The 26,554-nt window shown below is 73.0% G+C and carries 25 protein-coding genes and 1 riboswitch; of the genes, 14 read left to right on the top strand and 11 right to left on the bottom strand.

Features of this window, described 5'->3' with window-relative positions:
* Nucleotides 1-214 precede the first annotated feature (214 nt).
* From AQJ58_RS12720 to AQJ58_RS12705, 4 genes are all read left to right on the top strand, one after another.
* Nucleotides 215-667, top strand: a complete 453-nt coding sequence (locus AQJ58_RS12720) for a helix-turn-helix domain-containing protein (RefSeq protein ID WP_067248966.1) — start codon at nucleotides 215-217, stop codon at nucleotides 665-667.
* Between the two features lie 117 nt (nucleotides 668-784).
* Entirely contained in the window at nucleotides 785-1,690 is a 906-nt protein-coding gene (locus AQJ58_RS12715) for a helix-turn-helix domain-containing protein (protein ID WP_067248961.1), read from the top strand.
* 311 nt (nucleotides 1,691-2,001) lie between these two features.
* Nucleotides 2,002-2,991 carry a malate dehydrogenase gene (locus tag AQJ58_RS12710; RefSeq protein ID WP_067248958.1) on the top strand — a complete coding sequence of 330 codons (990 nt, stop codon included), beginning with the start codon at nucleotides 2,002-2,004 and terminating at the stop codon, nucleotides 2,989-2,991.
* Between the two features lie 115 nt (nucleotides 2,992-3,106).
* Nucleotides 3,107-3,592 (top strand): carboxymuconolactone decarboxylase family protein, encoded by a 486-nt coding sequence (locus tag AQJ58_RS12705; RefSeq protein ID WP_067248953.1) that lies wholly within the window; start codon nucleotides 3,107-3,109, stop codon nucleotides 3,590-3,592.
* An 83-nt stretch (nucleotides 3,593-3,675) separates the two neighbouring features.
* Here the strand turns inward: AQJ58_RS12705 and AQJ58_RS12700 are convergent, their stop codons facing one another.
* From AQJ58_RS12700 to AQJ58_RS12675, 6 genes are read right to left on the bottom strand one after another with little or no spacing between them, the layout of a single operon-like run.
* Nucleotides 3,676-4,458: an aminotransferase class IV gene (locus AQJ58_RS12700; protein ID WP_067248947.1), complete on the bottom strand. Its 783-nt coding sequence runs from the start codon at nucleotides 4,456-4,458 to the stop codon at nucleotides 3,676-3,678.
* A gap of 10 nt (nucleotides 4,459-4,468) precedes the next feature.
* Complete coding sequence (locus AQJ58_RS12695) at nucleotides 4,469-5,656, bottom strand: FAD-dependent monooxygenase (RefSeq protein WP_067248944.1); 1,188 nt, start codon at nucleotides 5,654-5,656, stop codon at nucleotides 4,469-4,471.
* Complete coding sequence (locus AQJ58_RS12690) at nucleotides 5,653-7,227, bottom strand: class I adenylate-forming enzyme family protein (protein WP_067248942.1); 1,575 nt, start codon at nucleotides 7,225-7,227, stop codon at nucleotides 5,653-5,655. Before AQJ58_RS12690 ends, AQJ58_RS12695 begins: the two co-directional genes overlap by 4 nt.
* A gap of 32 nt (nucleotides 7,228-7,259) precedes the next feature.
* Nucleotides 7,260-8,810 carry a benzoate-CoA ligase family protein gene (locus tag AQJ58_RS12685; protein WP_079078888.1) on the bottom strand — a complete coding sequence of 517 codons (1,551 nt, stop codon included), beginning with the start codon at nucleotides 8,808-8,810 and terminating at the stop codon, nucleotides 7,260-7,262.
* The gene (gene pabB / locus AQJ58_RS12680) at nucleotides 8,807-10,954 is read right to left on the bottom strand and encodes an aminodeoxychorismate synthase component I (RefSeq protein ID WP_067248941.1); all 2,148 of its coding nucleotides are present in this window, start codon (nucleotides 10,952-10,954) and stop codon (nucleotides 8,807-8,809) included. The genes AQJ58_RS12685 and pabB overlap by 4 nt, the downstream gene beginning before the upstream one ends.
* 28 nt (nucleotides 10,955-10,982) lie before the next feature.
* Entirely contained in the window at nucleotides 10,983-11,579 is a 597-nt protein-coding gene (locus AQJ58_RS12675) for a putative antibiotic biosynthesis monooxygenase (RefSeq protein ID WP_067248940.1), read from the bottom strand.
* A gap of 232 nt (nucleotides 11,580-11,811) precedes the next feature.
* Here AQJ58_RS12675 and AQJ58_RS12670 point away from each other — a divergent pair, with 232 nt between their 5' ends.
* The gene (locus AQJ58_RS12670; protein WP_067248938.1) at nucleotides 11,812-12,600 is read left to right on the top strand and encodes a DUF3050 domain-containing protein; all 789 of its coding nucleotides are present in this window, start codon (nucleotides 11,812-11,814) and stop codon (nucleotides 12,598-12,600) included.
* Between the two features lie 33 nt (nucleotides 12,601-12,633).
* Here the strand turns inward: AQJ58_RS12670 and AQJ58_RS12665 are convergent, their stop codons facing one another.
* Entirely contained in the window at nucleotides 12,634-13,485 is an 852-nt protein-coding gene (locus AQJ58_RS12665; RefSeq protein WP_067249709.1) for a DMT family protein, read from the bottom strand.
* 138 nt (nucleotides 13,486-13,623) lie between these two features.
* On the opposite strand from AQJ58_RS12665, the gene AQJ58_RS12660 reads away from it, so the two are divergent.
* The 5 genes from AQJ58_RS12660 (at nucleotide 13,624) to AQJ58_RS12640 (ending at nucleotide 18,801) form a co-directional block, all read left to right on the top strand.
* Nucleotides 13,624-14,016: a hypothetical protein gene (locus tag AQJ58_RS12660; protein ID WP_067248934.1), complete on the top strand. Its 393-nt coding sequence runs from the start codon at nucleotides 13,624-13,626 to the stop codon at nucleotides 14,014-14,016.
* Between the two features lie 13 nt (nucleotides 14,017-14,029).
* Nucleotides 14,030-15,217 carry a glutathionylspermidine synthase family protein gene (locus AQJ58_RS12655; RefSeq protein ID WP_067248933.1) on the top strand — a complete coding sequence of 396 codons (1,188 nt, stop codon included), beginning with the start codon at nucleotides 14,030-14,032 and terminating at the stop codon, nucleotides 15,215-15,217.
* A 96-nt stretch (nucleotides 15,218-15,313) separates the two neighbouring features.
* Nucleotides 15,314-15,403: riboswitch (ZMP/ZTP riboswitch) on the top strand.
* A 31-nt stretch (nucleotides 15,404-15,434) separates the two neighbouring features.
* A complete protein-coding gene (locus AQJ58_RS12650) occupies nucleotides 15,435-16,889 on the top strand; it encodes a glycine hydroxymethyltransferase (protein ID WP_067248930.1) in 1,455 nt (484 codons plus the stop codon).
* A gap of 138 nt (nucleotides 16,890-17,027) precedes the next feature.
* Complete coding sequence (gene trpS / locus AQJ58_RS12645; RefSeq protein ID WP_067249705.1) at nucleotides 17,028-18,041, top strand: tryptophan--tRNA ligase; 1,014 nt, start codon at nucleotides 17,028-17,030, stop codon at nucleotides 18,039-18,041.
* 181 nt (nucleotides 18,042-18,222) lie between these two features.
* Entirely contained in the window at nucleotides 18,223-18,801 is a 579-nt protein-coding gene (locus AQJ58_RS12640) for a 2'-5' RNA ligase family protein (RefSeq protein WP_067248923.1), read from the top strand.
* A gap of 3 nt (nucleotides 18,802-18,804) precedes the next feature.
* Here the strand turns inward: AQJ58_RS12640 and AQJ58_RS12635 are convergent, their stop codons facing one another.
* Nucleotides 18,805-19,560: a decaprenylphospho-beta-D-erythro-pentofuranosid-2-ulose 2-reductase gene (locus AQJ58_RS12635; RefSeq protein ID WP_067248921.1), complete on the bottom strand. Its 756-nt coding sequence runs from the start codon at nucleotides 19,558-19,560 to the stop codon at nucleotides 18,805-18,807.
* A 122-nt stretch (nucleotides 19,561-19,682) separates the two neighbouring features.
* Here AQJ58_RS12635 and AQJ58_RS42450 point away from each other — a divergent pair, with 122 nt between their 5' ends.
* Nucleotides 19,683-20,600 (top strand): YihY/virulence factor BrkB family protein, encoded by a 918-nt coding sequence (locus AQJ58_RS42450; RefSeq protein WP_067248919.1) that lies wholly within the window; start codon nucleotides 19,683-19,685, stop codon nucleotides 20,598-20,600.
* Here the strand turns inward: AQJ58_RS42450 and AQJ58_RS42445 are convergent.
* Nucleotides 20,554-21,855 (bottom strand): D-alanyl-D-alanine carboxypeptidase family protein, encoded by a 1,302-nt coding sequence (locus AQJ58_RS42445; protein WP_067248917.1) that lies wholly within the window; start codon nucleotides 21,853-21,855, stop codon nucleotides 20,554-20,556. The genes AQJ58_RS42450 and AQJ58_RS42445 overlap by 47 nt on opposite strands.
* 91 nt (nucleotides 21,856-21,946) lie before the next feature.
* Between AQJ58_RS42445 and AQJ58_RS12620 the strand changes: the two genes are divergently transcribed.
* The 3 genes from AQJ58_RS12620 (at nucleotide 21,947) to AQJ58_RS12610 (ending at nucleotide 24,292) form a co-directional block, all read left to right on the top strand.
* Nucleotides 21,947-22,186 (top strand): SCO4848 family membrane protein, encoded by a 240-nt coding sequence (locus AQJ58_RS12620; protein WP_067248915.1) that lies wholly within the window; start codon nucleotides 21,947-21,949, stop codon nucleotides 22,184-22,186.
* Nucleotides 22,187-22,189: 3 nt separating this feature from the next.
* Entirely contained in the window at nucleotides 22,190-23,674 is a 1,485-nt protein-coding gene (locus AQJ58_RS12615) for a metallophosphoesterase (RefSeq protein WP_067248912.1), read from the top strand.
* Nucleotides 23,675-23,887: 213 nt separating this feature from the next.
* Entirely contained in the window at nucleotides 23,888-24,292 is a 405-nt protein-coding gene (locus AQJ58_RS12610; protein ID WP_067248909.1) for an ATP-binding protein, read from the top strand.
* 42 nt (nucleotides 24,293-24,334) lie between these two features.
* Here AQJ58_RS12610 and AQJ58_RS12605 read toward each other — a convergent pair whose 3' ends face one another.
* Complete coding sequence (locus AQJ58_RS12605; RefSeq protein ID WP_067248906.1) at nucleotides 24,335-25,792, bottom strand: sensor histidine kinase; 1,458 nt, start codon at nucleotides 25,790-25,792, stop codon at nucleotides 24,335-24,337.
* The gene (locus AQJ58_RS12600) at nucleotides 25,789-26,478 is read right to left on the bottom strand and encodes a response regulator transcription factor (RefSeq protein WP_067248903.1); all 690 of its coding nucleotides are present in this window, start codon (nucleotides 26,476-26,478) and stop codon (nucleotides 25,789-25,791) included. Before AQJ58_RS12600 ends, AQJ58_RS12605 begins: the two co-directional genes overlap by 4 nt.
* Nucleotides 26,479-26,554 lie beyond the last annotated feature (76 nt).

Below are 26,554 nucleotides of genomic sequence, written 5' to 3'. Positions count from 1 at the left end.
CCCGTCCTCTCCCCCGAGAAGGACGGGCCGCGGTGCGTCTCCACGCTGCCCCAGCGGGCAGCGGCCGTTCAACAGGGTGCCGTGGGCTGTGGCACGGAGGTGACCGTTCCGTGGCTGGGCCGCGCCCGACGGCCGGGGCGGGAACCGGGCGGGCGGGAACCGGGCGGGCGTCCGGTGTCGTCCCGTCCAGGGGACCGAGGAGGAGGTGGGCGGGATGGGCGCCTGGCAGCCGCTGCCGGACGGGCTGCCGCCGGAGGTACGGCACTTCGTGGAGCTGCTGCGGCAGCTCAAGGACGGCACCGGCCTGAGCCTCGCCGCGCTCGGCGCCCGCACCGCTTACAGCAAGTCGTCCTGGCAGCGCTATCTCAACGCCGTCCAGCCGCCGCCCCGGCAGGCCGTCGCCGCGCTGTGCCAGGTCGCCGGAGTGACCGGCGCGGACGCCGAACGGCACGTCGTGCGCTGGGAACTGGCCGTGGAGGCCTGGCCGCGCCCGGCCCCGGCGAACCCCGGTGAGGCGTACGAGGACGACCCCACCGTTCCCTGGTGGGAGCGGCTGGACGAGCCACCCGGGCCGGCCCGCCCCGCCGGACGGCTCCTGCTCCTCGCTGTCCTGCTGCTGCTCGCCCTGCTGCTGGCCGTGGTCGGCGGGGCCGTGGCCTTCGGCTGAGAAGCGTCCCGTGCAGCTCTCGTGCCGATACGTCGGCCGTTCGGGTTTGTGTCCCGAATCGTCTGGACATCGGGGCTAACGTGACCGAAAGGGCGCCGGGCGGAGGGAGGGGGCTCCATGGCTCGCTGGCGGGACCTGCCGGACGAACTCGACCCACAGATGAGGGAGTTCGCCGAACTGCTGCGCCGGGTGGTGGACCGCGCGGGGCTGGGGGTCGGCGCGGTCGCGGACCGGACCGGGTACAGCAGGACCGCGTGGGAGAAGTACCTCGACGGCCGGCTGCTCGCGCCCAGGGGCGCGGTCGTCGCCCTGGCCGAGGCCACCGGCACCCCGTCGGCCGATCTCGTCGCGGTCTGGACGTCGGCCGAACGGGCCTGGAGCACGGCGCGGCTGCGGCAGGAACGGACCGTGGACGATGCGCGCGTCGTCCGGGCCCGGGCCGCGGGGGCGTTCGGACCGCCGCCCCGGCCGGCCGCGGGCGCCGGCCCGCCGCCCGGGCCGGCACCTGCGGCCGGGGGAGCCGGGCGGGCGCGTACACGGCGGCCGGTGCGGTACCTCGCCGTGGCCGCCGGGGTGCTGGTCCTCGCCGCGGGCGCGTTCCTGCTGACCCACGCCGTGCTCCCGGGGCGGACGGCCGGTGCCCCCGGCCCGCCCTCGCCGTCGGCCCGGACGAGCCCGGCCTTGCCGCCGGGGGTCCGCTGCGCGGGCGCCGGCTGCACCGGCAAGGACGCCGAACGGATGGGGTGCACCGGTGACCTCGTGACCACCGCGAGCAGTGCGGTGGTCGGGACGGCCGTGGCCGAGGTCCGCTACAGCAAGATGTGCGGCGCGGCCTGGGGGCGGATCACCCGGGCGGTACCGGGGGACGTGGTCCGGGTGACCGTCGGCTCGCACGAGGAGACCGGGACCATCACCGGCACCGGCGAGACGATCGCGTACACCCCGATGATCGCCGTACGCGATCCCGAGGACGCGAAGGCCTGTGCGGTGCTGGCCTCGGGGGCGCAGGGGTGCACCCGGTAGAAAAATCCGGCGTACAGGAAGGAATACCCTCCCCCACCCTGGGCACGCGAACGGTACCCCCACGGGAGTCCGGCACGACCGGTACCCCCACCCGGCGGCCGCGCGGTTCCACCTCTCCCGGACCGGCGGCCGCCCTTCGTCCGTGCCGGGGGCGGGTCTGTGGGCCGGGCCACACCGCCCCGGCCGTCCGGGATCCCGGATGCGCGATAGCCTGACCGCTGGATGGATCTCTTGATACCAAGAGATCGATCATTTGTACGTCCCATCCGGGGCAGGGACGCCCCACCGACAGCTGTCATACGGAGAACGCCATGACCCGCACTCCCGTGAACGTCACCGTCACCGGCGCGGCCGGCCAGATCGGTTACGCCCTGCTCTTCCGCATCGCCTCCGGCCAGCTGCTCGGCGCGGACGTGCCGGTCAAGCTGCGCCTCCTGGAGATCACCCCCGCGCTCAAGGCCGCCGAGGGCACCGCCATGGAGCTCGACGACTGCGCGTTCCCGCTGCTCCAGGGCATCGACATCACCGACGACCCGAACGTCGCGTTCGACGGTGCCAACGTCGCCCTGCTCGTCGGCGCCCGCCCGCGCACCAAGGGCATGGAGCGCGGTGACCTGCTCTCCGCCAACGGCGGCATCTTCAAGCCGCAGGGCAAGGCCATCAACGACCACGCCGCGGACGACATCAAGGTCCTCGTGGTCGGCAACCCGGCCAACACCAACGCCCTGATCGCCCAGGCCGCCGCCCCGGACGTACCGGCCGAGCGCTTCACCGCGATGACCCGCCTCGACCACAACCGCGCGCTGACCCAGCTCGCGAAGAAGACGGGCTCGACGGTCGCCGACATCAAGCGGCTGACCATCTGGGGCAACCACTCCGCGACCCAGTACCCGGACATCTTCCACGCCACCGTCGCCGGCAAGAACGCCGCCGAGGTCGTGGGCGACGAGAAGTGGCTCGCCGAGGACTTCATCCCGACCGTCGCCAAGCGCGGTGCGGCCATCATCGAGGCCCGTGGCGCCTCCTCGGCCGCCTCCGCCGCCAACGCCGCGATCGACCACGTGCACACCTGGGTCAACGGCACCGCCGAGGGCGACTGGACCTCCATGGGCATCCCGTCGGACGGCTCCTACGGCGTCCCGGAGGGCCTGATCTCCTCCTTCCCGGTCACCACCAAGGACGGCGTCTACGAGATCGTCCAGGGCCTGGACATCAACGAGTTCTCGCGGGCGCGGATCGACGCGTCGGTGAAGGAGCTGGAGGAGGAGCGCGAGGCGGTACGCAGCCTCGGCCTCATCTGAGCGGTTCTGTGACGGCCACGGGCCCCGTTCCGGTTGCGGAGCGGGGCCCGCGCCTGTTGGGGGAGGGCTATCCGAAGCGGCCCCGGAATGCGAATTCACGGATATAGTCGAGCTCATGAGCAACCCTGACCGGATATCTCGTGTGGCCCTGAAGAAAATCACCCCCGACGTCTCCGCGGCGATGGGTTCCCTGCACGCCGCCGCCGTCGCCGCGGCACAGGACGCGAAAGTCGAACCGGAGATCCTGGAACTGCTCAGGATTCGCGCCTCACAGCTCAACGGCTGCGCCTTCTGCCTCGACATGCACACCAAGGACGCCCGCGCCGCCGACGAGACCGAGCAGCGGATCTACGCCCTGAGCGCCTGGCGGGAGACCCCCTTCTTCAGCGGACGGGAGCGCGCCGCGCTGGCGTTGACCGAGGCCGTGACCTTCGTCGCCGACGGACACGTGCCGGAGGACGTCTACGCCGAGGCGGCCGAGGTCTTCGACGAGGCGCAGCTCGCGGCGTTGATCTGGGCGGCCACCGTCATCAACGCGTACAACCGCATCGCGATCGCCACGCGGATGGTACCGGGGTCTTATCAGCCCGTGAAGAAGTGAAGAAGTGAAGAATTAATCACCGAAAAGGCGCACGTAATTCGGGCATCGACTTCCCGCGTCGATGTCCGATGCTTTTTCCGTGTTCACGCTCCCGGCAGCGGCTCCCGCACACCCTCCAGCCATTCCCGGAATTCCGCCGCCCGTGCCGCCGGGCCGGCCTCGATGTCCGCCCCCGCCCAGCCCGTCACCGGGCGGAGGCCGTGCAGGGCGTTCACCGTCCACACCTCGCGCCCGTCCAGCTCGGCCACCGTCCGCTCCCGGCGGTCGACGCGGAAGCCCTCGCGCACGGCCCGCTCCAGGACCAGCGCCGTCGTCACCGAGGGCAGCAGCGGCAGCCGCGACGGCGGCAGGCACAGGGTGTCCCCCTCCCACCACAGCACCCCGGCCGTCGGCGACTCCCGCACCACCCCGGACGGCCCGACCAGCACCGCCTCCTGGGCGCCCGCGGCGGCCGCGCGCGCCCGCACCTCGGCCAGCACGTCGAGATCGGGGCCCTTGCGCCGGGGCGCGGTGCGCGGGTCCTCCTGGCCCACGGCCCACAGCCGGATCTCCGCGCCCAGCGGCGGCGCGTGCCGCAGCAGCAACCGCAACTCCCTCGACCCCGCCGTGAGTTCGACCCGGGGGAACCACTCGCCCGTGCGCGGCAGCGCGGCCGTCACCTCCCGCCAGAACTCCACCAGCGGGCGCGGCCCGGGCCCGCCGCACTCCGCGCAGGCCCGCAGGAAACGCTCCCGGTGACGGTCGTACGCCCGGACCCGGCCCTCCCGCACCAGCCACGAGTCCGCGGCGAGCAGCGGGCCCCCGGCCGCCGCGACCGGTGTCAGCCCGCCGCCCGGCGACCAGCTCAGCAGTCCTGACGCACTCATCCCGACCTCCTCAGTACTTGCCGCCCGCCCCCGCGGGCCCCCCGTGCCGGGGACCGTACGGGGCGTGTTCCAGCCATGATCCGCACGAGGGCAGCACGGGCGCGAGCGCCGCCGCCACGCGCTGCCGCAGCCGGACGATCCGCCGGTGCGGACGCAGTTGGCCGAGCGCGATCCCGGCCGCCTCGCTGTTGAACAGCCCGGCGGCCCGCCGTACCTCCGCGAAGCCGTCCACGGCGGCGACGGTCCCGGCGGCGACCGCCTCCGCCGCGGCCGCCGCGTCGGCGATCCCGCTGTTCATCCCGCGTGCCCCGAACGGCGGGAACAGATGCGCCGCCTCCCCCGCCAGCAGCACCCGCCGGTGCGGGTCGGTGAACGAGGCCGCGACCATGCGCAGGAAGCGGTACGCCGACACCCACAGGACGCGCCCGTCGTACCCCTCGCCCACGACCGAGGGGAGCCAGCGGCGTACGGCGTCCTCCGTGCCGTACTCCTCCTCCCGGTCGTCGTCGAAGCACTGGAGGTCCACCTGGAAGCCGCCGGTGAACGGCACCCGCATCACACTGCGGCCGCCGACCCCCGGATGCTCGTAGTGGAAGACCCGCTCCAGCGGCAGCTCGGCGCCCGGCACGTCCGCGACGTCCACCACCACGTGGAAGCCCTCGCCCCGGGTGCCCTCCATCGCGATGCCCAGCGCGTGCCGCACCGCCGAGCGCGCCCCGTCGGCGGCGACGGCGTACCCGGCGCTCCACACGCGCCCGTCCTCGCCGGTCAGGACGACACCCCGGGCCGAGGCGGAGACACCCGTGATCCGCGTCCCCCAGACGAACTCCACGCCCGCCCGCTCGCACGCCCCGCGCAGGAAGCGCTCGGTGTCCACCTGGCGCAGGCTGGTGAACGGCGGCAGCCCGGACGGGGGCGGGAAGGTGCGCGCGTACACCTCGCGGCCCCGGTACAGGGTGCGGCGGGTGTGCCAGGTACGGCCGTACTCCGTGATCTCGGCGGCCAGGCCCGGGGACATGCCGTCCAGCAGCCGCAGCGTCTCGCGGTGCACGAACAGGGCCCGGCTGCCCGGCCGCGCACGGTCCTCGGGGTCCGCCTCCAGCAGGGTGACGGGCAGCCCGCGTGCCCGCAGGCCCAGCGCGGCCGACAGGCCGACCGGACCCGCGCCCACCACGATCACCGGCTCCGCCGCGGTCACGCACGCACCGTCTCGCGCTCCTCGGCCAGCCTGCGGGTGATCTCCAGCCGCTTCACCTTCCAGGTGGCCGTCATCGGCAGTTCCTCGAACCGCCACTGCCTCGGCTCGGCCATCTTCGGCAGATCGGCCGTGGCCTCCCGCCAGCGCTCCGGGTCCAGCGGCCGCTCCCCGCGTACGCACACCACCGGCACCGGCTCACGGTCCGCGCCCGGCACGATGACCACTTCACGCAGCTCCTCCAGGCGGTCCATCAGGGTGTCCTCGACCTCCAGGTTGCTGTGCACGGAGTCGATCCGGTCGACCTCGCGGTCCATCAGGTACAGCGCGCCCAGCCGGCTGCGGTAACCCATGTCGCCCATCTGCCACCAGCCGTCGGTGAGCTGACGGTCGTACTGCTCCTGCATGCCCAGATAGGTGAGGATGCGGCCCCGGGTGCGGGCCTCGATCCGGCCGGGCGTGCCGGGCCGCAGCCGCTCGCCGTCCGGGCCGGTCACCCGGACCCGGGTGAAGCCGGGGATGCCGGTGCCGACCCGGCGGCCGTCCGCCCGCGCCACCGAACGCCGGGTGAACCACTGGAACGCCACCGGACCGCTCTCGCTCTGCCCGTACAGCTGGATCAGCCAGGGCGAGCGGCGCCCGGAGGCGTCGAGCAGCCGCCGCACCGTGCGCGGATGGATCGCGTCGAACGTCGAGCCGTACGACCTCACCCGCGACAGCGGGGCGCCCGGCGCGTCGGCCAGCTCCTCCCACAGGACGAACGTGTTGGGGTGCGTCTCGACGATCCCCGGGCGGTGGCGGACGAGCAGCGGACCCACGGACGCCGGGTCCGGGTCGGTGATCAGCAGCAGCGGGCTGCCGAAGTGCAGCAGGACGCCGAGCAGATGGTAGAAGCGCGAGTGCACGAACGACAGGTGCAGCGCCGCCACCTCCCCGCGGGTGGGCCAGCCCATCGCCTTCTGCGGCACGAGCCGGTTCCACATGGTGTTCGCGCAGTGCACGGCCAGCTTGGGCACACCCGTGGTGCCCGAGCTGTGGGTGATCAGGGCGGGCTCCCGGGGGTGCAGCCGCACCGGCCGGGGCGTCGGCGCGCCGGCGTACTTCCTGAGCGACTCCGCGCCGGGCGTGTCGGCCACGGTGAGCGTGCGCCGTACCAGGGCGTCGAGGTCCAGGCCCGACAGGGCGCCGTCCAGCTTCGTCCCGTCGGTGACCAGCCACGGCCGCCGGAGCCGGCCGAGCAGCTTGCCCACCACCTCGCCGGAAAGCCCCGGCGACAGCAGCACCGGCACCGCGCCGATCCGGGAGAGCGCGCAGGTCAGCAGCACGATGTCGACGTTGTCCGTCTTGTGGACGACGACCTGCTCGGAGGGCCGCACGCCCGCCTCCCACAGCCACCCCGACAACTCCTCGACCACCTCGGCCAGGGTCGTGTAGCTGAGGGCCGTGCCGAGGCCGGGGTGGGTGTCCAGCGGGCGGTCCAGGGTGACGAACACGGGGCCGTGCCGCTCGGCGGCCCGGCGCAGCATCGGGCCCAGGTAGAACCCGCGGTCGGCGAGAAGGGGCTGCTGAGGCATGTGACGGTTCCTCTCTGCGGTGCCGGGCCCGGTCACCAGGCCCCTTGGCGGACCAGATGGCGGCGGAGCTTGCCGGTGGGGGTGCGGGGGAGGGAGGGGACGAGGCTGACGCTGCGGGGGACCTTGAAGGCGGCGAGCCGTTCCCGGGCCAGCCGCAGCAGGTCCTCCCGCAGGCCCGGCGGCGCCGGGGTCCGCGCCGGGACGACGAAGGCGCGCAGCCGGCCCGCCCCGCCCGCGTCGGTGACGGCCGCGACCGCGACCTCGTGCACCGCCGGATGGGTGCGCAGTACGGCCTCCACCTCCAGCGGGGAGACGGTGATGCCGCCGACCATCTCCATGTCGTCGGTGCGGCCGAGGTGTGTGTACGTCCCGTCCGGTTCGCGGCGCGCCCGGTCGTGGGTGTTGAGCCAGCCGTCGACGAGCGTGCGGGCGTTCTCCTCGGGCCGGTGGAGATAGCCGGGGGTGACCGTCGGCCCGTGGACCCACAGCTCGCCCTCCGCGCCGTCCGGGACCGGGCGCCCGGCCTGGTCGCGCAGCTCCACCTCGAAGCCGGGCACGGGGCGGCCGACGGTGCCCGGGTGGTTGTGGCCGAGGCTGTTGGCGCAGAAGGCGTGTCCGGCCTCGGTGGAGCCGATCTGCTCCAGGACCGGCGCGCCGAGCAGGTCGGCGACGCGCCCGCCGAGCCCGTCCGGCATGCCCTCGCCGGCCGACACGGCGGCCCGTACGGAGGCGAAGCGGGCCTCGTGGCCGCTGCCCCGGTCGGCGACCAGCGCCGCGTACGCGGACGGCACGGAGTAGAGCAGGGTCACCCGGTGCCGGGCGACCAGCTCGTCCACGGCGGCCGGGGTGGGGCGCCGGTCCACCAGGACGGCCGAGGAGCCGGACAGCAGGGGGAAGACGAACGCGTTGCCGAAGCCGTAGGCGAAGAACAGCTTCGACACCGACAGGGCGACGTCGTCCGGGGTGATGTCCAGCAGCGGCCGGCCGATGAGTTCGTGGTACGCCACCGGGTCGGCGTGGGTGTGCACCACCCCCTTGGGCCGACCGGTCGTACCGGACGTGTACTGGAGGTAGAGCGGGCTGCCGGGGCCGACCGGACGGGCGTCGGCGGCCGGTGCGGTGGCGGCGAGCGCGAGCAGCTGGTCGGCGCCGAGACAGGCGCGCCCGGCGAACCGGTCGTCCTCCGGCCCCGGCCCCGTCACGCACAGCACCGCACCGGTGTCCGCGGCCATGAACGCGTGGTCGGCTGCGGGCAGTTCGGGGTTGACCAGGACGGCCACCGCGCCGAGCCGGGCGACGCCGAGGAAGGCCGCCACCCAGACGATCGAGTCGGGCAGCGCGAGCAGCACCCGGTCCCCGGCCCGCACGCCGTGAGCGGCGAGCACTCCGGCCGCCCGCGCCGCGAGCCCGTGCACCTCCCCGTGCGTCCAGGTCCGGTGCCCCTGGTGGAACGCGGCCCGCCCGCCCCACCCCTCCCGCTCCGCCAGCCGGGCGAGCCGGACGGCGAGGTTGGCGTCGGCGGACGGCTCGGACGGCTCGGACGGGGTGGCGAGGGGGGCCGGGACGAGCCGGGGCGGTGTCATCGGGCGCCCTCTTCCAGGGCGTCCGGGGCGGTCAGCGGGACGGCGCCCGTGTAGGCCCGCATCTGCGCGGCCGTCTTCAGCAGCATCTCGTCGTACTCGGCGACCGGGTCGGAGTCGAGGACGATCGCGCCGCCCGCGCCGAGGTGCATCCGGCCGTCGGAGAGCACGGCGGTGCGGATGACGATGTTGAGGTCGGCGCCGCCGCTGCACCCCAGGTAGCCGAGGGCGCCGGAGTACACGCCGCGCGCCTCGGTCTCGATCCCGTCGATGATCTCCATCGTGCGCAGCTTCGGCGCGCCGGTCATGGAGCCGCCGGGGAAACAGGCGCGCACGCAGTCCACGGCGTCGGTGCCCTCGCGCAGCCTGCCCTCGACGGTGGAGACGAGCTGGTGCACGGTCGCGTACGTCTCGACGGCCATCAGCCGGGACACCCGCACGGTCCCGGTCCGGCAGACCCGCCCGAGGTCGTTGCGGAGCAGGTCGACGATCATCAGGTTCTCGGCGCGGGTCTTGGCGTCCGCCGCCAGCGCGTCCCGGAGCCGGGCGTCCTCCAGCGGATCGGCGCCGCGCGGCGCGGTGCCCTTGATCGGCTTGGTGGCGGCGACACCGTCCCGGGTGATCCGCAGGAACCGCTCCGGCGAGGCGCCGGCCACGTCGAGGTCGCCGAACCGCAGGAAGGCCGCGTACGGCGCCGGGTTGACGCGGCGCAGCTCCCGGTAGAAGGCGTACGCCTCGGGCGGGGCGGGCAGCCGGGCCGCGTCGGTGAGGCAGATCTCGTAGCTGGTGCCGGCCCGCAGCTCCCGTTGGCAGGCCTCGATGTCGGAGAGGTACGTCGTCCGGTCGCGCGTCAGCCAGGGTTCGGCGGCGGCGAGGTCGGGCCGGGCCGGGGCGGGCGGCGGCCGGTGGCCGTCGGGCGCGACGAAGGTGAGCTGGGCGACGGTGTCCTCCAGCCAGTCGGCGGCCTCGCGGGCGGCCTGCGGGGTGTCCTCGGCGAGGCAGACCGCGTAGGTGAAGTCCTCCTCGTGGTCCACCGCGATCAGCCGGTCGGCGAACAGCCAGGCCGCGTCCGGGGTCTCGGCGCGGTGGCGGCCCGGCGCGCCGCAGTCGGCCTTGGTCTCGTAGCCGAAGTAGCCGACGTACCCGCCGGTGAAGTCGAAGGGGAGGCCGGTGGCGTCGACCCGGCGGTTGGCCAGCTGCCGCTTGAGGTAGTCGAAGACGCTCGCGGCGACCTTGCGCGGGGGCCGTCCGGTCCGTTCGATCTCGCACCGGCCGGCCTCGACGTCGTAGCGGACGAACTCGGCGAGCGGGCCGCTGTCGTCGCCGAGGAAGGAGAAGCGCGCGAGGCCCTTCTCCACGCGGGAGCTGTCCAGCCAGAACGAGCGCGCCGAGCCGGCGAACAGCCGGCTGAAGGCGGCCTCGGTGTCGACCGCTCCGGCGATCCGGCGGGTGTGCAGCCGGTAGGCGGGCAGGTTGCCCTGCCGGGGGCGGGGGATCGCCGGCCAGGTGATCGAGGCCGGGGGAACGGCGGTGTTCTTGGTGCGGGGGCGGCGGGCCCGCTCGGCGGTGAGGTTGCGGAAGTTCACCAGCATGCGGTGGCCGTACTCGGTGAGCACCGACTCCGGGTGGAACTGCACGCCCCACACCGGCCGCTCGCGGTGCCGGATGCCCATGAGGACGCCGTCCTCGGCCCAGGCGGTGGCCTCCAGGGCGGCGGGCAGCGGCTCGTGCACCGCGAGGGAGTGGTAGCGGACCGCGGTGAACTGCTGGGGCAGCCCCTGGAACAGGTCCCGGCCGTCGTGGCGCACCTGGGTCAGATGCCCGTGCCGGGGCTGCGGGGCGGGCGCCACCCGGCCCCGCTCCCCGAGCGCGATGCCCTGGTGGCCGAGGCAGACACCGAGCACGGGCACGGTCGCCTCGGCGAGCACCCGGGCGCTGATGCCGAAGTCACGGGGCGCTCCCGGATGCCCCGGACCGGGCGAGACCACGACATTGTCGAAACCGCCGAGAACGTCTAACGCATCCATCCCGTCGGCACCGCCGGCGTCATTGTGGATCACCACCGGCTCCTCGCCGTTGACCTCGGCGATCAGCTGGAACAGGTTGTACGTGTACGAGTCGTAATTGTCGATGAGCAGGGTCTTCACCCGCCCACCTCCTTCGTCGTTCACGAACCTATACGGTCCGTCGTTTGTGCCGCCCACGCAGCGCCTGGAGCGGTGGGTACAGCCATTTCTTGAAGAAACGCTGAAGGCGCGGCATGAGAATCCAGGTGACGAGAGCCGTCACACACAGGCAGAGCAACAGCGTCCGAATGAAGGGATTGAGGCCGCCGAGATAGGGCAGCGCGATCAGATTGAACAGGAGCACCGGCGGAAACACCGCGCTCATATTCACGAACCACAGTTTCCATTTCGCCGGCGGGGCCGGCGGAGCAGGTGGGGCCGGGGGCGGGGGCGGGGGTCCCTGGGTGTCGAACCACTGCTTCGACCCCTGCACGCTACGGCGGCCCGCTCGTTCGGCGATGCCGTGGGTGCGGACGTCCCACTGGACCCGGTCGGACGAGACCTCCCAGGCCAGAGCCGTTTCCTCGGTGGCGAAGCGATAGACGACGTGCCACTCCGCCTCCTGATCGACAAGGACGCCACCCCCGAGGAAACCCGGCTGGCGGGCACTCGCGCCCAGCATCGCCCACCCCCAGGTGTGGAAGTCGGCCTCACGGCCCGGCACCACGTGATAAGCCACGGTCACGGTGACGGGATTACTGCTCACGGGGTGGAGTACGCACCCTGGAGCGGTCGCGTTCAAAGATTCAATGAATTTTTGTGTCCGTCCTGTGTCCGTCCCGTGATTGTCCGGATCGCGGCTCTTTGACGGTGTTTCAGGCTCCTTGCCGCCATCTGTCGGTCCCTGTCGAGAGCAACTTCCACTGAATTCAGGAAAGTGCTTGCCGTCGACGCTCGGATGGTTGGACGATCGCGGTCCGAGATCGAAGGAGATCTTCATGTCCAGGTACGACTGGAAATTGACCGCCGGGGGACAAGAGGGAATCGAACGGGCTCGCTCCGTGCTGGAATCCGCCAGAAAAGAAGTAACAGCCCACCCCATTTACCGGCGGATATCCGGGCCGGACCACCTCAGGACGTTCATGGCCCACCACGTCTTCGCGGTGTGGGACTTCATGTCCCTGCTCACGTCGCTCCAGCGCGAGCTGACCTGCGTGGACGTGCCCTGGGTGCCCCGCGGCTCGGCGGTGGCCCGCCGGCTCATCAACGACATCGTGCTGGTCGAGGAGAGCGACGAGCTGAACGGCGGCTTCACCAGCCACTTCGAGCTGTACCGGGCCGCCATGGCCGAGGCCGGGGCCGACACCACCCGCGTCGACACCTTCCTCGGTCTCATCGGCGAGGGGCACGCTCTGCCGGCGGCCCTGCGCGTCGCACGGGTGCCCGCCGCGGCGGCGGAGTTCGTCACGACGACCTTCGAGATCATCGCCCACAGCCCGCTGCACTGCCGGGCCGCCGTGTTCGCCTTCTCCCGCGAGGACCTGATCCCGGACATGTTCGACCAGGTCGTCAAGGAGGAGGGCACGGACCGCTTCCCCCTCTTCCGCGACTACCTCGCCCGGCACATCGAGGTCGACGGCGAGGAACACACCCCCATGGCCCTCCAGATGGTCGGCGACCTCTGCGGCACCGACGACAGCCGCTGGCAGGAGGCGGTGGAGGCCGTCACCGTCGCCCTGGAGGCCAGGTCCCGCCTGTGGGACGGCATCACCGCGGCGATGACCTGACCCACCGCCGACGCGCCCGCACCTCGCGGACGCCTAGAGGGCGCCCCCCGGGGAGAGCTCCTCGGCCCGGGGCTCCTCCGGGGCCTCCCCGAAGCGGGCCAGGGCCAGGGCGCCCGCCACCGCGACCAGGAACCCCAGCACCGCGAGCCACGCCAGGCCCTCACGGGTGCGGTCGCCCAGCCACACCACCCCCACCAGCGCGGGCCCGAGCGTCTCGCCGATCACCATCCCGGCGGTCGCCGTCGTCGGCGAGCCCCGCTGGAGCGCGGAGGTCAGCGACAGGAACGCGGCCCCACCGCCCAGCAGCAGCGCGTACACCGCCGGATCGGTGACGAGGTCCGCGGGGGACGGCGCGTCGATCAGCCGTACCGACACCTCGACGACCCCGAACCCGAAGCCGGCCCCCACGCCCAGCACCAGCGCCCGCCCCCGCGCCGGCAGCCGCCCCCCGGCGACGCCCAGCAGCAGCACCCCCACCGCCGTACCGAGCATGACCCACACCAGTGCCGCCGGCCCGCTCTCCCCGCCCTCCGCGCCCGAGGCGAGCCCCAGCATGGCGAGCCCCGCGCACACCACGGCCACCGCACCCCACTCGCCCCGGCTCAGCCGCACCCGCAGCAACCGGGCCGCCACCACCGCCGTCACCGCGAGGCTCGACGCCAGCGCGGCCGCCACCGCGTAGATCGGGAGCGACCGCAGCGCGGCGATCTGGAGGACGAACCCCAGCCCGTCCAGCCCCAGACCCGCCACGTACCGCCACTGCCGCAGCGCCCGCAGCAGCAGCGCCGCCTCCCCGCCGCTCCCGCCGGACGCGGCGCGCGCGGCCATCGCCTGTAGCACCGTCGCCGCACCGAAGCAGACCGCCGCGCCGAGCGCGCACACCATTCCGAACAGCACGAACGGACTGTAGGCGACCGGCACCCCGCGGGGGGCCGGTGTGCCCGCGCTCTCACCGATCTCTAGGCTGGCGACCCGGGAAGCGCCATAAGGGCGAGGTAAAGACGGCAAGGGGGAGACAAGGACATGGCGGAAGCACGCAGGCGCCTGCGGTCCAGCACGGTCGTACTCGGCGGCATGGGCGTGGTCGCCGCCGCCCTCACCTCCTGCGGCTCCGACCCGGACCGCCGCTGCGTCGACCGCGACAGCTACGACTCGCTCTACGGCTACAAGGTCGTCGCCGACAAGAACTGCTCGTCCTCCGCCGCCGCCTCCTCCGGTTCCTCCTCCGCGGGCTCCTCCGGCTTCTCGTCCGGCAAGGGCAGGAAGACCTCCGGCACGGCGCGCACGAGCGACGCCGCCTGGTACTACGACGCCGACGTCGACGCCGGCTGGGCCGACTACGGCACCTTCAGCAAGAGCGAGGCCGTCGACCGGGGCGGCTTCGGCTGCTCCGGCTCCGGCAGCAGCGGCGGCTGAGCGGCCGTACGCCATGCAGCGCCACACCATCGAACCCCGACCCGGCTGGCAGCGGACGGTCGAGGAGCAGGGGCTCGTCTACCCCCTCACCCGCCACCCCGACGGCAGCCTGCGCCCGTACTGGGACGAGAGCGCGTACTACGCCTTCACCCTCGACGAGGTCGAGGCCCTGGAGGAGACCGTCGAGGAACTGCACCGGATGTGCCTGGCGGCGGCGGACCACCTGGTCGCCGCCGGCCGCCTCGCCGACCTCGGCATCACCGACCCGCGCGTGGCCGCCGCCGTCACCGAGGCCTGGCACCGGCGTGCCGAACTCCCGTCCCTCTACGGCCGGTTCGACCTGCGCTACGACGGCACCGGCCCGGCGAAGCTGCTGGAGTACAACGCCGACACCCCGACCTCGCTCGTGGAGGCGGCCTCCCCGCAGTGGTTCTGGATGGAGGAGCGCTTCCCGGGCGCCGACCAGTGGAACTCCCTGCACGAACGCCTGGTCGAGGCCTGGCGCGCGCAGGCCCCGCTCCTGCCGCCCGGCGGTCCGCTCTACTTCGCGCACTCCACCGCCGACGAACTCGGCGAGGACCTGATGACGGTCGCCTACCTGAAGGAGACCGCCGAACAGGCGGGGCTCGACACGGCGTTCATCCCCGTCGAGGACATCGGCTTCGACCGGCTCTCCGGCCGGTTCGTCGACCACCGGCTCCGGTTCATCCGCAGCTGCTTCAAGCTCTACCCCTGGGAGTGGCTCACCACCGACCGCTTCGCCCCGCATGTCCTCGACACCCTCGACAACGGCGGCGGCACCGGCAGCACCCTGTGGATCGAGCCCGCCTGGAAGATGCTGCTCAGCAACAAGGCCCTGCTCGCCGTCCTGTGGGAGCTGTACCCGGACCACCCCAACCTCCTGCCCGCCCATCTCGACGGCCCCCGTGAGCTGGCCGCCACCACCGGGTACGTGGCCAAGCCCCTGCTCGGCCGGGAGGGGGCCGGCGTCACGATCCACGAGAAGGGCGCCGACCCCGTCGTACGCACCGACGAACCCTGCTGCTACCAGGCGCTCGCCCCGCTCCCCGCCTTCGACGGCCAGCACGTCGTCCTCGGTGCCTGGGTCGTGGCGGGGCAGTCGGCCGGCCTCGGCATCCGGGAGTCCTCGGGCCTGATCACCGACGAGTACGCCCGCTTCCTCCCACACGTGATCCTCTAGCCCCGCGGTACCGCTGCCGACTGCCCGCGCCCCCTCGCGGGGGTCGCTCGCATGGTGGACGCGGCGCCTTCCCGGCCACCCGTGCCGGGTAGGCTGACGGCGGGTCGTGACTGGCGCGCTGGGATGGGACGGACCATCGGGGAGCGGCCCGTGAGCAGCAGAGTGCCGTGCGCCTGGGCCGAACCGTGAACGCCGAACGCATGTCCGGAGGTCCCGAATGTCTGCCGATTCCGCACGCCTGTCCACCGAGTCCACCGCCTTCCGCGCCGCCCTCGACGTGATCCGCGCCGTCGAGCCGCGCGTCGCCGACGCCATCGGCCAGGAGGTCCAGGACCAGCGCGAGATGCTCAAGCTGATCGCCTCCGAGAACTACGCCTCCCCGGCCACCCTCCTCGCGATGGGCAACTGGTTCAGCGACAAGTACGCCGAGGGCACCGTCGGCCGCCGCTTCTACGCCGGCTGCCGCAACGTCGACACGGTCGAGGCGCTCGCAGCCGAGCACGCCCGCGAACTCTTCGGCGCCCGCCACGCCTACGTCCAGCCGCACTCCGGCATCGACGCCAACCTGGTCGCCTTCTGGGCCGTCCTCGCCGACCGCGTCGAGGTCCCCTTCCTGGAGAAGACCGGCGCCCGCCAGGTCAACGACCTGACCGAGGCCGACTGGGCGGAGCTGCGCCAGGCCTTCGGCAACCAGCGCATGCTCGGCATGTCCCTGGACGCGGGCGGCCACCTCACCCACGGCTTCCGCCCGAACATCAGCGGCAAGATGTTCGACCAGCGCTCCTACGGCACCGACCCGGCGACCGGCCTCATCGACTACGACGCCCTGCGTGCCCAGGCCCGGGAGTTCAAGCCGCTGATCGTGGTCGCCGGCTACTCCGCCTACCCGCGTCTGGTGAACTTCCGGATCATGCGCGAGATCGCCGACGAGGTCGGCGCGACCCTCATGGTCGACATGGCGCACTTCGCGGGCCTGGTCGCCGGCAAGGTCCTGACCGGCGACTTCGACCCGGTCCCGCACGCCCAGATCGTCACCACGACCACCCACAAGTCCCTGCGCGGCCCGCGCGGCGGCATGGTCCTGTGCGACGACTCCCTCAAGGACCAGGTCGACCGCGGCTGCCCGATGGTCCTCGGCGGCCCGCTCCCGCACGTGATGGCCGCCAAGGCCGTCGCCCTGGCCGAGGCCCGGCAGCCCGCGTTCCAGGACTACGCCCAGCGGATCGTCGACAACTCCCGCGCCCTGGCCGAGGGCCTGGCGCGCCGGGGCGCCACCCTGGTCACCGGCGGCACCGACAACCACCTCAACCTGATCGACGTCGCCTCCTCCTACGGCCTCACCGGCCGCCAGGCCGAGGCCGCCCTCCTCGACTCGGGCATCGTCACCAACCGCAACGCGATCCCCGCCGACCCGAACGGCGCCTGGTACACCTCCGGCATCCGCATCGGCACCCCCGCCCTGACCACCCGCGGCCTCGGCACGGCGGAGATGGACGAGGTCGCGGGCCTGATCGACCGCGTCCTCACCACCACCGAGCAGGGCACGACGAAGTCCGGCGCGCCGAGCAAGGCGACCCACGTCCTGGACGCGAAGGTGGCGGACGAGATCTCCCAGCGGGCGACGGACCTGGTCGCGGGCTTCCCGCTGTACCCGGAGATCGACCTCGGCTGACCGACGCCTTCAGGGGCAGCGCCCCGCACAGCGCGCGGGAACTGCGCGACCGGCCACCACGGTCCGCGGTCCCGCGCGCCGCACCACCCCTCCCCTCCCGGGCCGAACTCACCCTCGCCCTCTGAGAGAATGGTGAACATGGCCTCAGACCGACCCCGCGTGCTCTCCGGCATCCAGCCCACCGCCGGCTCGTTCCACCTCGGCAACTACCTCGGCGCCGTCCGCCAGTGGGTGGCCCTCCAGGAGTCCCACGACGCCTTCTACATGGTCGTCGACCTGCACGCGATCACGGTCCCGCAGGACCCGAAGGACCTCACGGCCAACACCCGGCTGGCCGCGGCCCAGCTCCTCGCGGCCGGCCTGGACCCCGAGCGCTGCACGCTCTTCGTGCAGAGCCACGTCCCCGAGCACGCCCAGCTCGCCTGGGTGATGAACTGCCTCACCGGCTTCGGCGAGGCGTCCCGGATGACCCAGTTCAAGGACAAGTCCGCCCGTCAGGGCACCGACAGCGCCAGCGTCGGCCTGTTCACGTACCCGATCCTCCAGGTCGCGGACATCCTGCTGTACCAGGCCCACGAGGTCCCGGTCGGTGAGGACCAGCGCCAGCACATCGAACTGACCCGCGACCTCGCCGAGCGCTTCAACGGCCGCTTCGGCGCGACCTTCACCATCCCGAAGCCGTACATCCTCAAGGAGACGGCGAAGATCTACGACCTCCAGGACCCGTCGATCAAGATGAGCAAGTCGGCGTCCACGCCGAAGGGCCTCATCAACCTGCTCGACGACCCGAAGGTCACCGCGAAGAAGGTCAAGAGCGCGGTCACGGACACCGACACGGTCGTCCGCTACGACACCGAGAACAAGCCGGGCGTCAGCAACCTGCTCACCATCTACTCCACGCTCACCGGCAGGAGCGTCGCGCAGCTGGAGCAGGAGTACGAGGGCAAGATGTACGGCGCCCTGAAGACCGACCTCGCGGACGTCGTCGTCGACTTCGTCACCCCCTTCCGGGACCGCACCCAGCAGTACCTGGACGACCCGGAGACGCTGGACTCGCTGCTCGCCAAGGGCGCCGAGAAGGCCCGCGCCGTCGCCGCGGAGACGCTCTCCCGGGCGTACGAGAGGGTCGGCTTCCTGCCCGCGAAGCACTGACGGCGCTCGGGGGCACCCGGGGCGCACCGCACCCCCGTTCCTCCGGGCAGAGCGCTGCACATCACTTCCTCTGCGCCTGCCCAGAGCACAGCCGTGGCCGTACAGTCGATAGCCGTACGACCGAGACGACTGAGTACGAACCCGGCACGACACCACCACCGGTTTGACGACAGGAGACGACGTGGGGACCGTAACGATCGGCGTGTCGATCGCGGTCCCGGAGCCTCACGGCAGCCTGCTCCAGGAGCGGCGCACGGGCTTCGGCGACGCCGCTGCTCACGGCATCCCCACGCATGTCACGCTGCTGCCGCCGACGGAGATCGAGGCGGCCGACCTGCCGGCCGTGGACGCCCACCTCGGCGAGGTCGCCGCGACCGGCCGCCCCTTCCCGATGCGTCTGTGCGGCACCGGCACCTTCCGCCCGCTGTCGCCGGTGGTCTACCTGAAGGTCGTCGAGGGCGCCGAGGTCTGCGCCCGGCTCCAGCAGCTCGTCCGGGACCCCTCCGGTCCGCTCGTGCGCGAGCTGCTGTTCCCGTACCACCCGCATGTCACCGTGGCGCACGGCATCGACGAGGAGGCCATGGACCGGGCCTTCGAGGACCTCTCCGGCTACGAGGCCGCATGGTCCTGCACCGGCTTCGCCCTGCACGAACAGGGGTCCGACGGGGTCTGGCGGCAACTGCGCGCCTACCCCTTCGGCGGCCCGATGATCCCGCCGCAGACGGCACACGCGGACCGGGGCACCCTGCCGACCCGCTGAGGCTCAGACGGGCAGCCGTCGGAAGACCCCCCGAGGGACGTGCCGCAGCCCCGCCATGACCACCCTCAGCACCCCCGGCACCCACACCACCTCCGAGTGCCGCCGCAGCCCCAGCTCCACCGCCGCCGCCACCTGCCCGGGCGTGGTCGCGAGCGGCGCCTGCGGCAGCCCCGCCGTGCTGCGCGTCCGCACGAAGCCGGGCCGTACGACCATGACGTGCACGCCGGTCCCCTGCAACGCGTCCCCGAGCCCCTGCGCGAACGCGTCCAGGCCGGCCTTGCTGGAGCCGTAGATGAAGTCCGAGCGGCGGGCCCGCTCCGCGGCGACGGAGGAGAGCACGACGAGCGCCCCGTGCCCCTGCGCCTGGAGCGCGTGGGCGCTCACCAGGCCGGCCGACACCGCGCCGGTGTAGTTGGTCTGCGCGACCCGCACCGCCGCCGCGGGGGCGCGCTCGTCGTGCGCCTGGTCGCCGAGGACCCCGAAGGCCAGCAGCACGAGATCGATGTCGCCCGCGGCGAACACCTCGCCGAGGACGGTCTCGTGGCGGTCGGGGTCGAGGGCGTCGAAGGCGACCGTACGGACGTCGGCGCCGAGCGCGCGCAGGCCGGCGGCGGCCGACTCCAGGGCGGGGGAGGGACGTCCGGCCAGCCACACCGTGCGGGTGCGGCGGGCGATCAGCCGGCGCGCGGTCGCCAGCGCGATCTCCGACGTACCGCCGAGGACGAGGAGGGACTGGGGGAGACCGAAGGCGTCCTGCACGGCAACTCCTGGGGCTTCAGAGGGGAAACATCCCTTTTCTACCTGAAATGGCCCAGGGCATCCGGGGTACCCGCCCCCGCGGCCCTTCGCGTCATTCCCGCCGGGCAGGGCAGAGTCGGAGCATGGACTGGCTGAAGCAGCTTCCCGGCATCGGGCCGTGGGTCACCCGCCTCATGGCCACGCACGCGTGGCGGTCGTACGAACGTCTGGACCGGGTGAAATGGACCCGGCTCGCCGCCGCCATGACGTTCATCAGCTTCGTCGCGCTGTTCCCGCTGCTCACCCTGGCCGCCGCGATCGCTGCCGCCACCCTCAGCGAGTCCCGGCAGCAGGAACTCCAGAACAAGATCGCCGACCAGGTCCCCGGCATCTCCGACCAGCTCGACATCCACGACCTCGTGCAGAACTCCGGCACGGTCGGCCTCATCGCCGGCGCCCTGCTGCTGCTCACGGGCATCGGCTGGGTCGGTCAGATGCGGGACTGTCTGCGGGCGGTGTGGGAGCTGCCCGACCAGGAGGAGAACCCGATCCTGAGCAAGGGCAAGGACGCGGGCATCCTGGTCGGGCTCGGCGGCGCGGTCCTGGTCACCCTCGCCATCTCCACCGTGGCCTCCGCCCTGGTCGGCCGGATCACCGACGCGCTCGGCATCGACAAGGCGGGCTGGGACGGCATCCTGCTGCGGATCGCCGCCTTCACCATCGCCGTCCTCGCCGACTTCCTGCTCCTCCTCTACGTCCTCACCCTGCTGCCGGGCGTCGAGCCCACCCGCCGCCGCCTGATCGTCGCCGCGCTGATCGGCGCGGTCGGCTTCGAACTGCTCAAACTGCTGCTCAGCGGCTATCTGCAGAACGTGGCGGGCAAGAGCATGTACGGCGCCTTCGGCGTCCCCATCGCCCTGCTCCTGTGGATCAACCTCACCTCGAAACTGGTCCTGTACAGCGCCGCCTGGACCGCCACGGGCAGCGCACCCGACAGTGCGTTCGACGAAGACGTCAGCGGCGACGGCGTACCAGATCCGGGAGGGGCCAGCGGCGGTTGACGACGTAGGCCCCGGCGGCCAGCAGCACCAGCGCCCCGCCGGTGATGCCCAGCGCGGTCCACATGCCGCGCGCGCCGTCGTCGGCCACCGCGCTCGCCACCGGCTGCTGCGAGGTGCCGCCCCGGGAGGCGCCCGAGGAGGCGCCGGCGGACGGGTTCGCGCCCGGCTGCGCACTGGCCTGCGCGCTGGGAGCCGCCCCCCGCGGCGGGACCAGCTCGCCCACCGGCGTCACCTTCCCGGCCGCCGCGAAACCCCAGTCGAACAGCTTGGCCGTCTCCTTGTAGACCTCGTTGTGGTCGCTCTTCTCCGGGTTCATCACGGTGACGAGGAGCACCCGCCCGTTCCGCTCGGCCACCCCCGTGAAGGTCGCGCCCGCGTTGGTCGTGTTGCCGTTCTTCACCCCCGCGATGCCCGGGTACTGCGCGATGTCGTAGTCGCCGGCCAGCAGCCGGTTGGTGTTCTGGATCTCGAAGGTCCCCCGGACCTTCTTGCCCTTCTTGTTCTTCTTCGTCTCGCCGGGGAACTTGGCCGAGACGGTCGAGCAGTACTCCCGGAAGTCCTTCTTCTGCAGCCCCGACCGCGCGATCAGCGTCAGGTCGTACGCGGAGGACACCTGACCGGGCGCGTCGTAGCCGTCGGGGGAGACCACGTGCGTGTCGAGGGCCTGGAGCTCCTCGGCGTGCCCGTTCATCTCCTTGACCGTGCCCGCGACCCCGCCGTTCATCGACGACAGCACGTGCACGGCGTCGTTGCCGGAGCGCAGGAACACGCCCAGCCACAGATCGTGCACCGAGTACGTCTCGTTCTCCTTTATCCCCACCAGGCTGGAGCCCGCCCCGATGCCCTCCAGGTCCTTCGGCACCACCTTGTGCTGGGTGGTCCTCGGGAACTTCGGCAGCACGGTGTCCGCGAACAGCATCTTCATCGTGCTCGCCGGGGGCAGCCGCCAGTGCGCGTTGTGCGCCGCCAGCACCTCGCCCGACTCGGCGTCAGCGACGATCCACGACCGCGCGGTGAGGTCCTTCGGCACCACCGGCGCGCCCCCGGCGAGCGCCACCTGCGTCCCGGCCTGCCCGAGCCGGGCGCCGCCGACCGTGGACATGGTCGCCGGGGGAGTGGCCGAGGGGGACGGGCTCGTGGCGGGGGACGGTTTCGGCGCGGCGGGGGAGACGGGCGCGGAAAGCGCGAGGGAGGTGAGGGACGCTGCGGTGACCAGCAGGGATCGCCTGACGGTCTGCTTCATGGGTGCGGGCACGACGGAGAACGTACCGGTCGGGCGCCGGGAAGTCCCGCCACCCTCCCCACCCCGGTCATCGAACCGGACACCCGACGGCGATACTGAACCCATGAAGCTCAGCCGCCCCGTGTCCTGGTTCCTGCTCGCCTTCGGGGTGTGGAGCTGGTTCATCTGGGTCACTTTCGTCAAGAATCTGGTCAAGGACGGCAGTGGTCTCGCCTTCGACGACGGGCACCCCACCGCCTACTTCTGGGTGCACCTGACGCTCGCCGTCGTCTCCTTCGTATTGGGGACGGCCATCGGTGTCATCGGGTTGCGCGGTCTGCGCGCACTGCGCCGGACGTCATAGCCGATGGTGATCCTCTTCGCGCTGCTCGCGCTGCTCGTCCTCGCGGTCGTCGTCGGCGCCAACTGGTACCTGTGGCGCAGGCTCTTCCGGGACACCACCCGCGGCCCCGGCCGGGTGCGCCGCGGCGGCGCCGTACTGATCGCGGGCGGCTGGGCCCTGGCGATCGGCGCCCTCGTCGCGGAGCGCACCGGCGCCCCCTTCTGGCTCCAGCGCACCCTGGCCTGGCCGGGCTTCCTGTGGCTCGCCCTGTCGATCTACCTGCTGCTGGGGGTCGTCGCGGGCGAGTTCGTACGACCGCTGCTGCGCCGCTTCCTGGACCGACGGGCCCACACGGGGCGGCCGACGCCGGGGCCGACGCGCGAGCCGGAGCAGGAGCGGGAAGGGGAGCCGGAGCAGGAAGCGGTCCCGGAGCAGGATGCGGACCCGGCCGCCCAGGGCCCACAAGCCGACCGGCCGGCCCCGGCCGCCCAGGGCTCACGCGCCGCCCAGGGCTCACGTGCCGTACAGGGCGACACACCGGCCGACCGGACGGACGCCGAAGCGGGGCGGCCTGACGCGGCGGCCGGGCTTGCGGGTGCGCCGGACGGGCAGGCGGGTGCGCCCGGTGGTCGGGTGGAGGCGGCGAAGTCGCGTTCCGGTGTCGGAGGGGACGAAACCCGTGGCCCCTCGCGGCGGCTGTTCGTCTCGCGGGTGGTCGGCGGCGCGGCCGCCGCGGTGGCGGTGGGGACCGTCGGCGCCGGTACCTACGGGGTGCTGCGCGGTCCGAAGGTGAAGCGGGTCACCGTCCCGCTGGCCAAGCTTCCGCGCGCCGCCCACGGCTACCGGATCGCGGTCGTCAGCGACATCCACCTCGGACCGGTGCTCGGCCGGGGCTTCGCGCAGAAGGTCGTCGACACGATCAACGGCACCCAGCCCGACCTGATCGCCGTCGTCGGCGACCTCGTCGACGGCAGTGTGAAGGACCTGGGTCCGGCGGCCGCCCCGCTCGCCCGGCTGCGGGCCCGGCACGGCAGCTTCTTCGTCACCGGCAACCACGAGTACTTCTCCGGCGCCGCCCAATGGGTCGAGGAGGTCCGCCGCCTCGGGATCGACCCCCTGGAGAACGAGCGCACCGAACTCCCCTGGTTCGACCTGGCCGGCGTCAACGACATCGCGGGACAGAGCGAGGGCCAGGGCCCCGACTTCGGCAAGGCCCTCGGCGGCCGGGACACCACACGCGCGTGCGTGCTCCTGGCCCACCAGCCCGTCCAGATCCACGACGCCGCACGCCACGGCGTCGACCTCCAGCTCTCCGGCCACACCCACGGCGGGCAGCTCTTCCCCGGCAACCTGATCGCCGAGGCGGCGAACCCGACCCTGGCCGGCCTGGACCGCTACGGCGACACCCAGCTCTACGTCTCCCGGGGCGCCGGCGCCTGGGGGCCGCCCACCCGCGTGGGCGCGCCCTCGGACATCACGGTGATCGAACTGGCGTCCCGTCAGGCGTGAGGCGGCGGCCGCTACCTCGCCGACGGCAATGGCGTGTTCCGTCTGTGGTCCCTGGACTGGATCTGACCCCCCGGACCCACCCGACGCAGCAGTAGCCCGAGGGCCGGTCCCGCCACGCGGATCCGGTCCGTTCGGGCATGCGTCCCCACCCGCGCGGGCAGTCACCCGTCGGGGTGCGATGTGACGGAGCCGCGCGCGGGGTGAGGAGCAGACGTGCTGAGACGCAACTCCTTCCGGCTGCCCCGGCATCCGGCGTCCGTCGGGCTGGCCCGGCGCCGGGTGCGGGACCATCTGGCCGACTGGGGGCACGGCCCCGACGACCGGGCGGTCACCGACGCGGTCCTCGTGGTGTCCGAGCTGGCCACCAACGTCATCCGCCACGGACCCCTGCGCGAGCGGGAGTTCGAGGTGGCGGTCACCGCACTCGCGGACGGCTCCTGTCTGATCGAGGTCTCCGACGAGGACCGCCGGGAACCCCGCCCCCGGGCGGTCGGCGAGTGGGAGGAACACGGCCGCGGCCTGCACCTGGTGGCACACCTCGCCACCACGTGGGGCGTATGGAGCAGAGGCCACCACGGCAAGACGGTATGGGCCCTGATCCTGGCGACGACCGCCTAACCCGCCCCCCGCCGGCCGACCCCGGACCCCGGCCCCCGGCAGTCAGACGCAGGTCATCGGGCGGGACGGGAGTTCCACCGTCACGTCGAGGCCCTCGCCCGGTGCCGTGTGGATGTTCACCTCGCCGCCGTGGGCCCGGACCAGCCCCTGCACGATCGCCAGGCCCAGGCCGCTGCCCGCGCCGCCGCCCGCCCGGAAGAAGCGGTCGAAGACCCGCGCCGCGTCCTCCGCCGCGAGGCCCGGTCCCTCGTCCCGCACCGACAGCCGTACGATCCCGTCCGTGCGCTCCACCCCGAGCCGCACCGGGACCTCCGCGGGCGTGTGCGTGCGGACGTTGGCCACCAGATTGCCCAGGACCTGCCGCAGCCCCGACTCGTCGGCCCGCACCAGCAGCGCGCCGTCCGCGTGGACCGTGACGGGCCGGTCGGGCTGCTGCGCCCGCAGGTCCTCGGCCGCGTCCCGCACCAGCCGGCTCACGTCCACGTTCCGCAGCCGCAGCTCGGGCCGCTGGTCCAGCCGGGCCAGCATGAGCAGTTCGTCGACGAGCCGGCCCATCCGGTCCACCTCGCCGTTCATCCGGTCCCAGGCCCGTCTGCGCTCCTCCGGCTCGCGCAGCATCCCCTGGTCGTACAGCTGGAGATAGCCGCGGATCGCCGACAGCGGGGTGCGCAGCTCGTGCGAGGCGTCGGCGACGAACCGGCGCAGCTGGCCCGCGCTGCGCTCGCGCGTGAGGTACGCCGCCTCCACCTGCTGGAGCATGGAGTTCAGGGCGAGCCGCAGCTGCTCCACCTCCAGGCTGGTCTCCCGGCTGGAGGGCACCCGGCGGGTCAGATCGCCCTCCGCGATCGCCGACGACGTCTCCACCATGTCCTCCAGCGGCCGCATCCGCCGCCGCACGCTGAACAGCGTCAGACAGGCGAGGAGCGCCAGCAGCAGGGTCCCGACGGTGAGATCGAGCCGGAGCGCCTTGGCGATGCCCTGGTGGAGGGCCTCGGTGGAGGTCGCCATCAGGACGTAGGTGCCGTCCCCGAGCCGGGTGGCCGTGACCCGGTACGACGCACCGCGCATGCTCAGGTCGCCCGGGTCGCGGGCCGCGGTGAGCGCGTGCGGGTCGCGCACCGCCTCGGCGAGATCGCTCTGGGCGGCGGTGGGCGGCACACCGAAGAGCGACACGGCCCGGCCGGTCGCGTCCACGGCGGTGAACACGGTGTCCGCCGCGGACTCCGCGCCGCCCTCCCCGGGCGCCATCCGGTCGCGCAGGAAGCTCAGCGCCGACAGCGAGTCCAGCGCGCGCAGGGTGAGCCCCGTACCGGCGATCGAGTCCCGGGTCTTGACCAGCTCGCTGTCGACCTGGGCCAGCAGGTAGTGCCGCATGCCCATCAGGCTCACCGCGGTCGCCGTGACGATCCCGATCGCCAGCAGCGCCACGTTCGCCAGCGTCAGCTTCACCCGCAGCGAGTGCATGCCCCGCCCGCACCGCAGGGCCCGCGCCGTCCTCATGCCAGCCCGTACCCCACGCCCCGCCGGGTGGTGATCACCGGCGGGCCCAGCGTGTCCAGCTTGCGCCGCAGATAGCTGATGTACGTCTCGACCACCGTCGACTCCGGCGGGGTGTGCTCGTACTGCCAGACATGGCGCAGGAGTTGCTCCTTGGGCACGATCCGGCCGCCGTTGCGCACCAGGAAGCGCAGCAGCGCGTACTCCGTCGGGGTCAGCTCCACCGAGCGGCCCGCGCGGTGCACGCTGTACGTCGTCTCGTCCAGCTCCAGGTCGCCGTAGCGCAGCGGGGGGCGCTGCGGCAGGACGTCCGCCGGGCGGGTGCGGCGCAGTACCGCGGTGATCCTGGCGATCACCACGTCGATGTCGAACGGCTTGGTGACGTAGTCGTCCCCGAAGCCGAGCGCGCCGACGATCTCGGCCGGTGCGTCGCGCGCGGTGAGGAACACCAGTGCCAGATCCGGCCGCCGCCCGCGCAGTTCCCGCCCGAGCGCCCGGCCGTCGCCGTCGGGCAGCATCACGTCGAGCAGCGCGACGTCGGGACGGGTGCGGTCGGCGAGGGCGAGGGCCTCGCGGACCGTGCCCGCGGTCATGACCTCGAAGCGGTGGTAGCGCAGCGCGATGGCGAGGACGTCCGCGATGCTCGGCTCGTCCTCCACGACCAGCACGGTGCCGGGGGCGGTCGACATGCCCCCAGTATCGGTGGCCCCGGCGGCGACCGGGCCGGTTCCCCCCTTTGGAGTTCCTTGAGAGTCATGGGCCTGC

The sequence above is a fragment of the Streptomyces sp. DSM 15324 genome, assembly GCF_001514285.1.
Classification (GTDB): domain Bacteria; phylum Actinomycetota; class Actinomycetes; order Streptomycetales; family Streptomycetaceae; genus Streptomyces.
Note: the sequence above shows the minus strand (reverse complement) of the source record. Positions and strands in the feature narration are given on the sequence as shown.

What these genes read in the sequence shown, in the direction of transcription:
- AQJ58_RS12720 (WP_067248966.1), top strand. Translation starts at nt 215, where the DNA reads ATGGGCGCCTGGCAGCCGCTGCCGGACGGGCTGCCGCCGGAGGTACGG.
- AQJ58_RS12715 (WP_067248961.1), top strand. Translation starts at nt 785, where the DNA reads ATGGCTCGCTGGCGGGACCTGCCGGACGAACTCGACCCACAGATGAGG.
- AQJ58_RS12710 (WP_067248958.1), top strand. Translation starts at nt 2,002, where the DNA reads ATGACCCGCACTCCCGTGAACGTCACCGTCACCGGCGCGGCCGGCCAG.
- AQJ58_RS12705 (WP_067248953.1), top strand. Translation starts at nt 3,107, where the DNA reads ATGAGCAACCCTGACCGGATATCTCGTGTGGCCCTGAAGAAAATCACC.
- AQJ58_RS12700 (WP_067248947.1), bottom strand. Translation starts at nt 4,458, where the DNA reads ATGAGTGCGTCAGGACTGCTGAGCTGGTCGCCGGGCGGCGGGCTGACA.
- AQJ58_RS12690 (WP_067248942.1), bottom strand. Translation starts at nt 7,227, where the DNA reads ATGCCTCAGCAGCCCCTTCTCGCCGACCGCGGGTTCTACCTGGGCCCG.
- AQJ58_RS12685 (WP_079078888.1), bottom strand. Translation starts at nt 8,810, where the DNA reads ATGACACCGCCCCGGCTCGTCCCGGCCCCCCTCGCCACCCCGTCCGAG.
- AQJ58_RS12670 (WP_067248938.1), top strand. Translation starts at nt 11,812, where the DNA reads ATGTCCAGGTACGACTGGAAATTGACCGCCGGGGGACAAGAGGGAATC.
- AQJ58_RS12665 (WP_067249709.1), bottom strand. Translation starts at nt 13,485, where the DNA reads ATGGTGTGCGCGCTCGGCGCGGCGGTCTGCTTCGGTGCGGCGACGGTG.
- AQJ58_RS12660 (WP_067248934.1), top strand. Translation starts at nt 13,624, where the DNA reads ATGGCGGAAGCACGCAGGCGCCTGCGGTCCAGCACGGTCGTACTCGGC.
- AQJ58_RS12655 (WP_067248933.1), top strand. Translation starts at nt 14,030, where the DNA reads ATGCAGCGCCACACCATCGAACCCCGACCCGGCTGGCAGCGGACGGTC.
- AQJ58_RS12650 (WP_067248930.1), top strand. Translation starts at nt 15,435, where the DNA reads ATGTCTGCCGATTCCGCACGCCTGTCCACCGAGTCCACCGCCTTCCGC.
- trpS (WP_067249705.1), top strand. Translation starts at nt 17,028, where the DNA reads ATGGCCTCAGACCGACCCCGCGTGCTCTCCGGCATCCAGCCCACCGCC.
- AQJ58_RS42450 (WP_067248919.1), top strand. Translation starts at nt 19,683, where the DNA reads ATGGACTGGCTGAAGCAGCTTCCCGGCATCGGGCCGTGGGTCACCCGC.
- AQJ58_RS12620 (WP_067248915.1), top strand. Translation starts at nt 21,947, where the DNA reads ATGAAGCTCAGCCGCCCCGTGTCCTGGTTCCTGCTCGCCTTCGGGGTG.
- AQJ58_RS12615 (WP_067248912.1), top strand. Translation starts at nt 22,190, where the DNA reads ATGGTGATCCTCTTCGCGCTGCTCGCGCTGCTCGTCCTCGCGGTCGTC.
- AQJ58_RS12605 (WP_067248906.1), bottom strand. Translation starts at nt 25,792, where the DNA reads ATGAGGACGGCGCGGGCCCTGCGGTGCGGGCGGGGCATGCACTCGCTG.
- AQJ58_RS12600 (WP_067248903.1), bottom strand. Translation starts at nt 26,478, where the DNA reads ATGTCGACCGCCCCCGGCACCGTGCTGGTCGTGGAGGACGAGCCGAGC.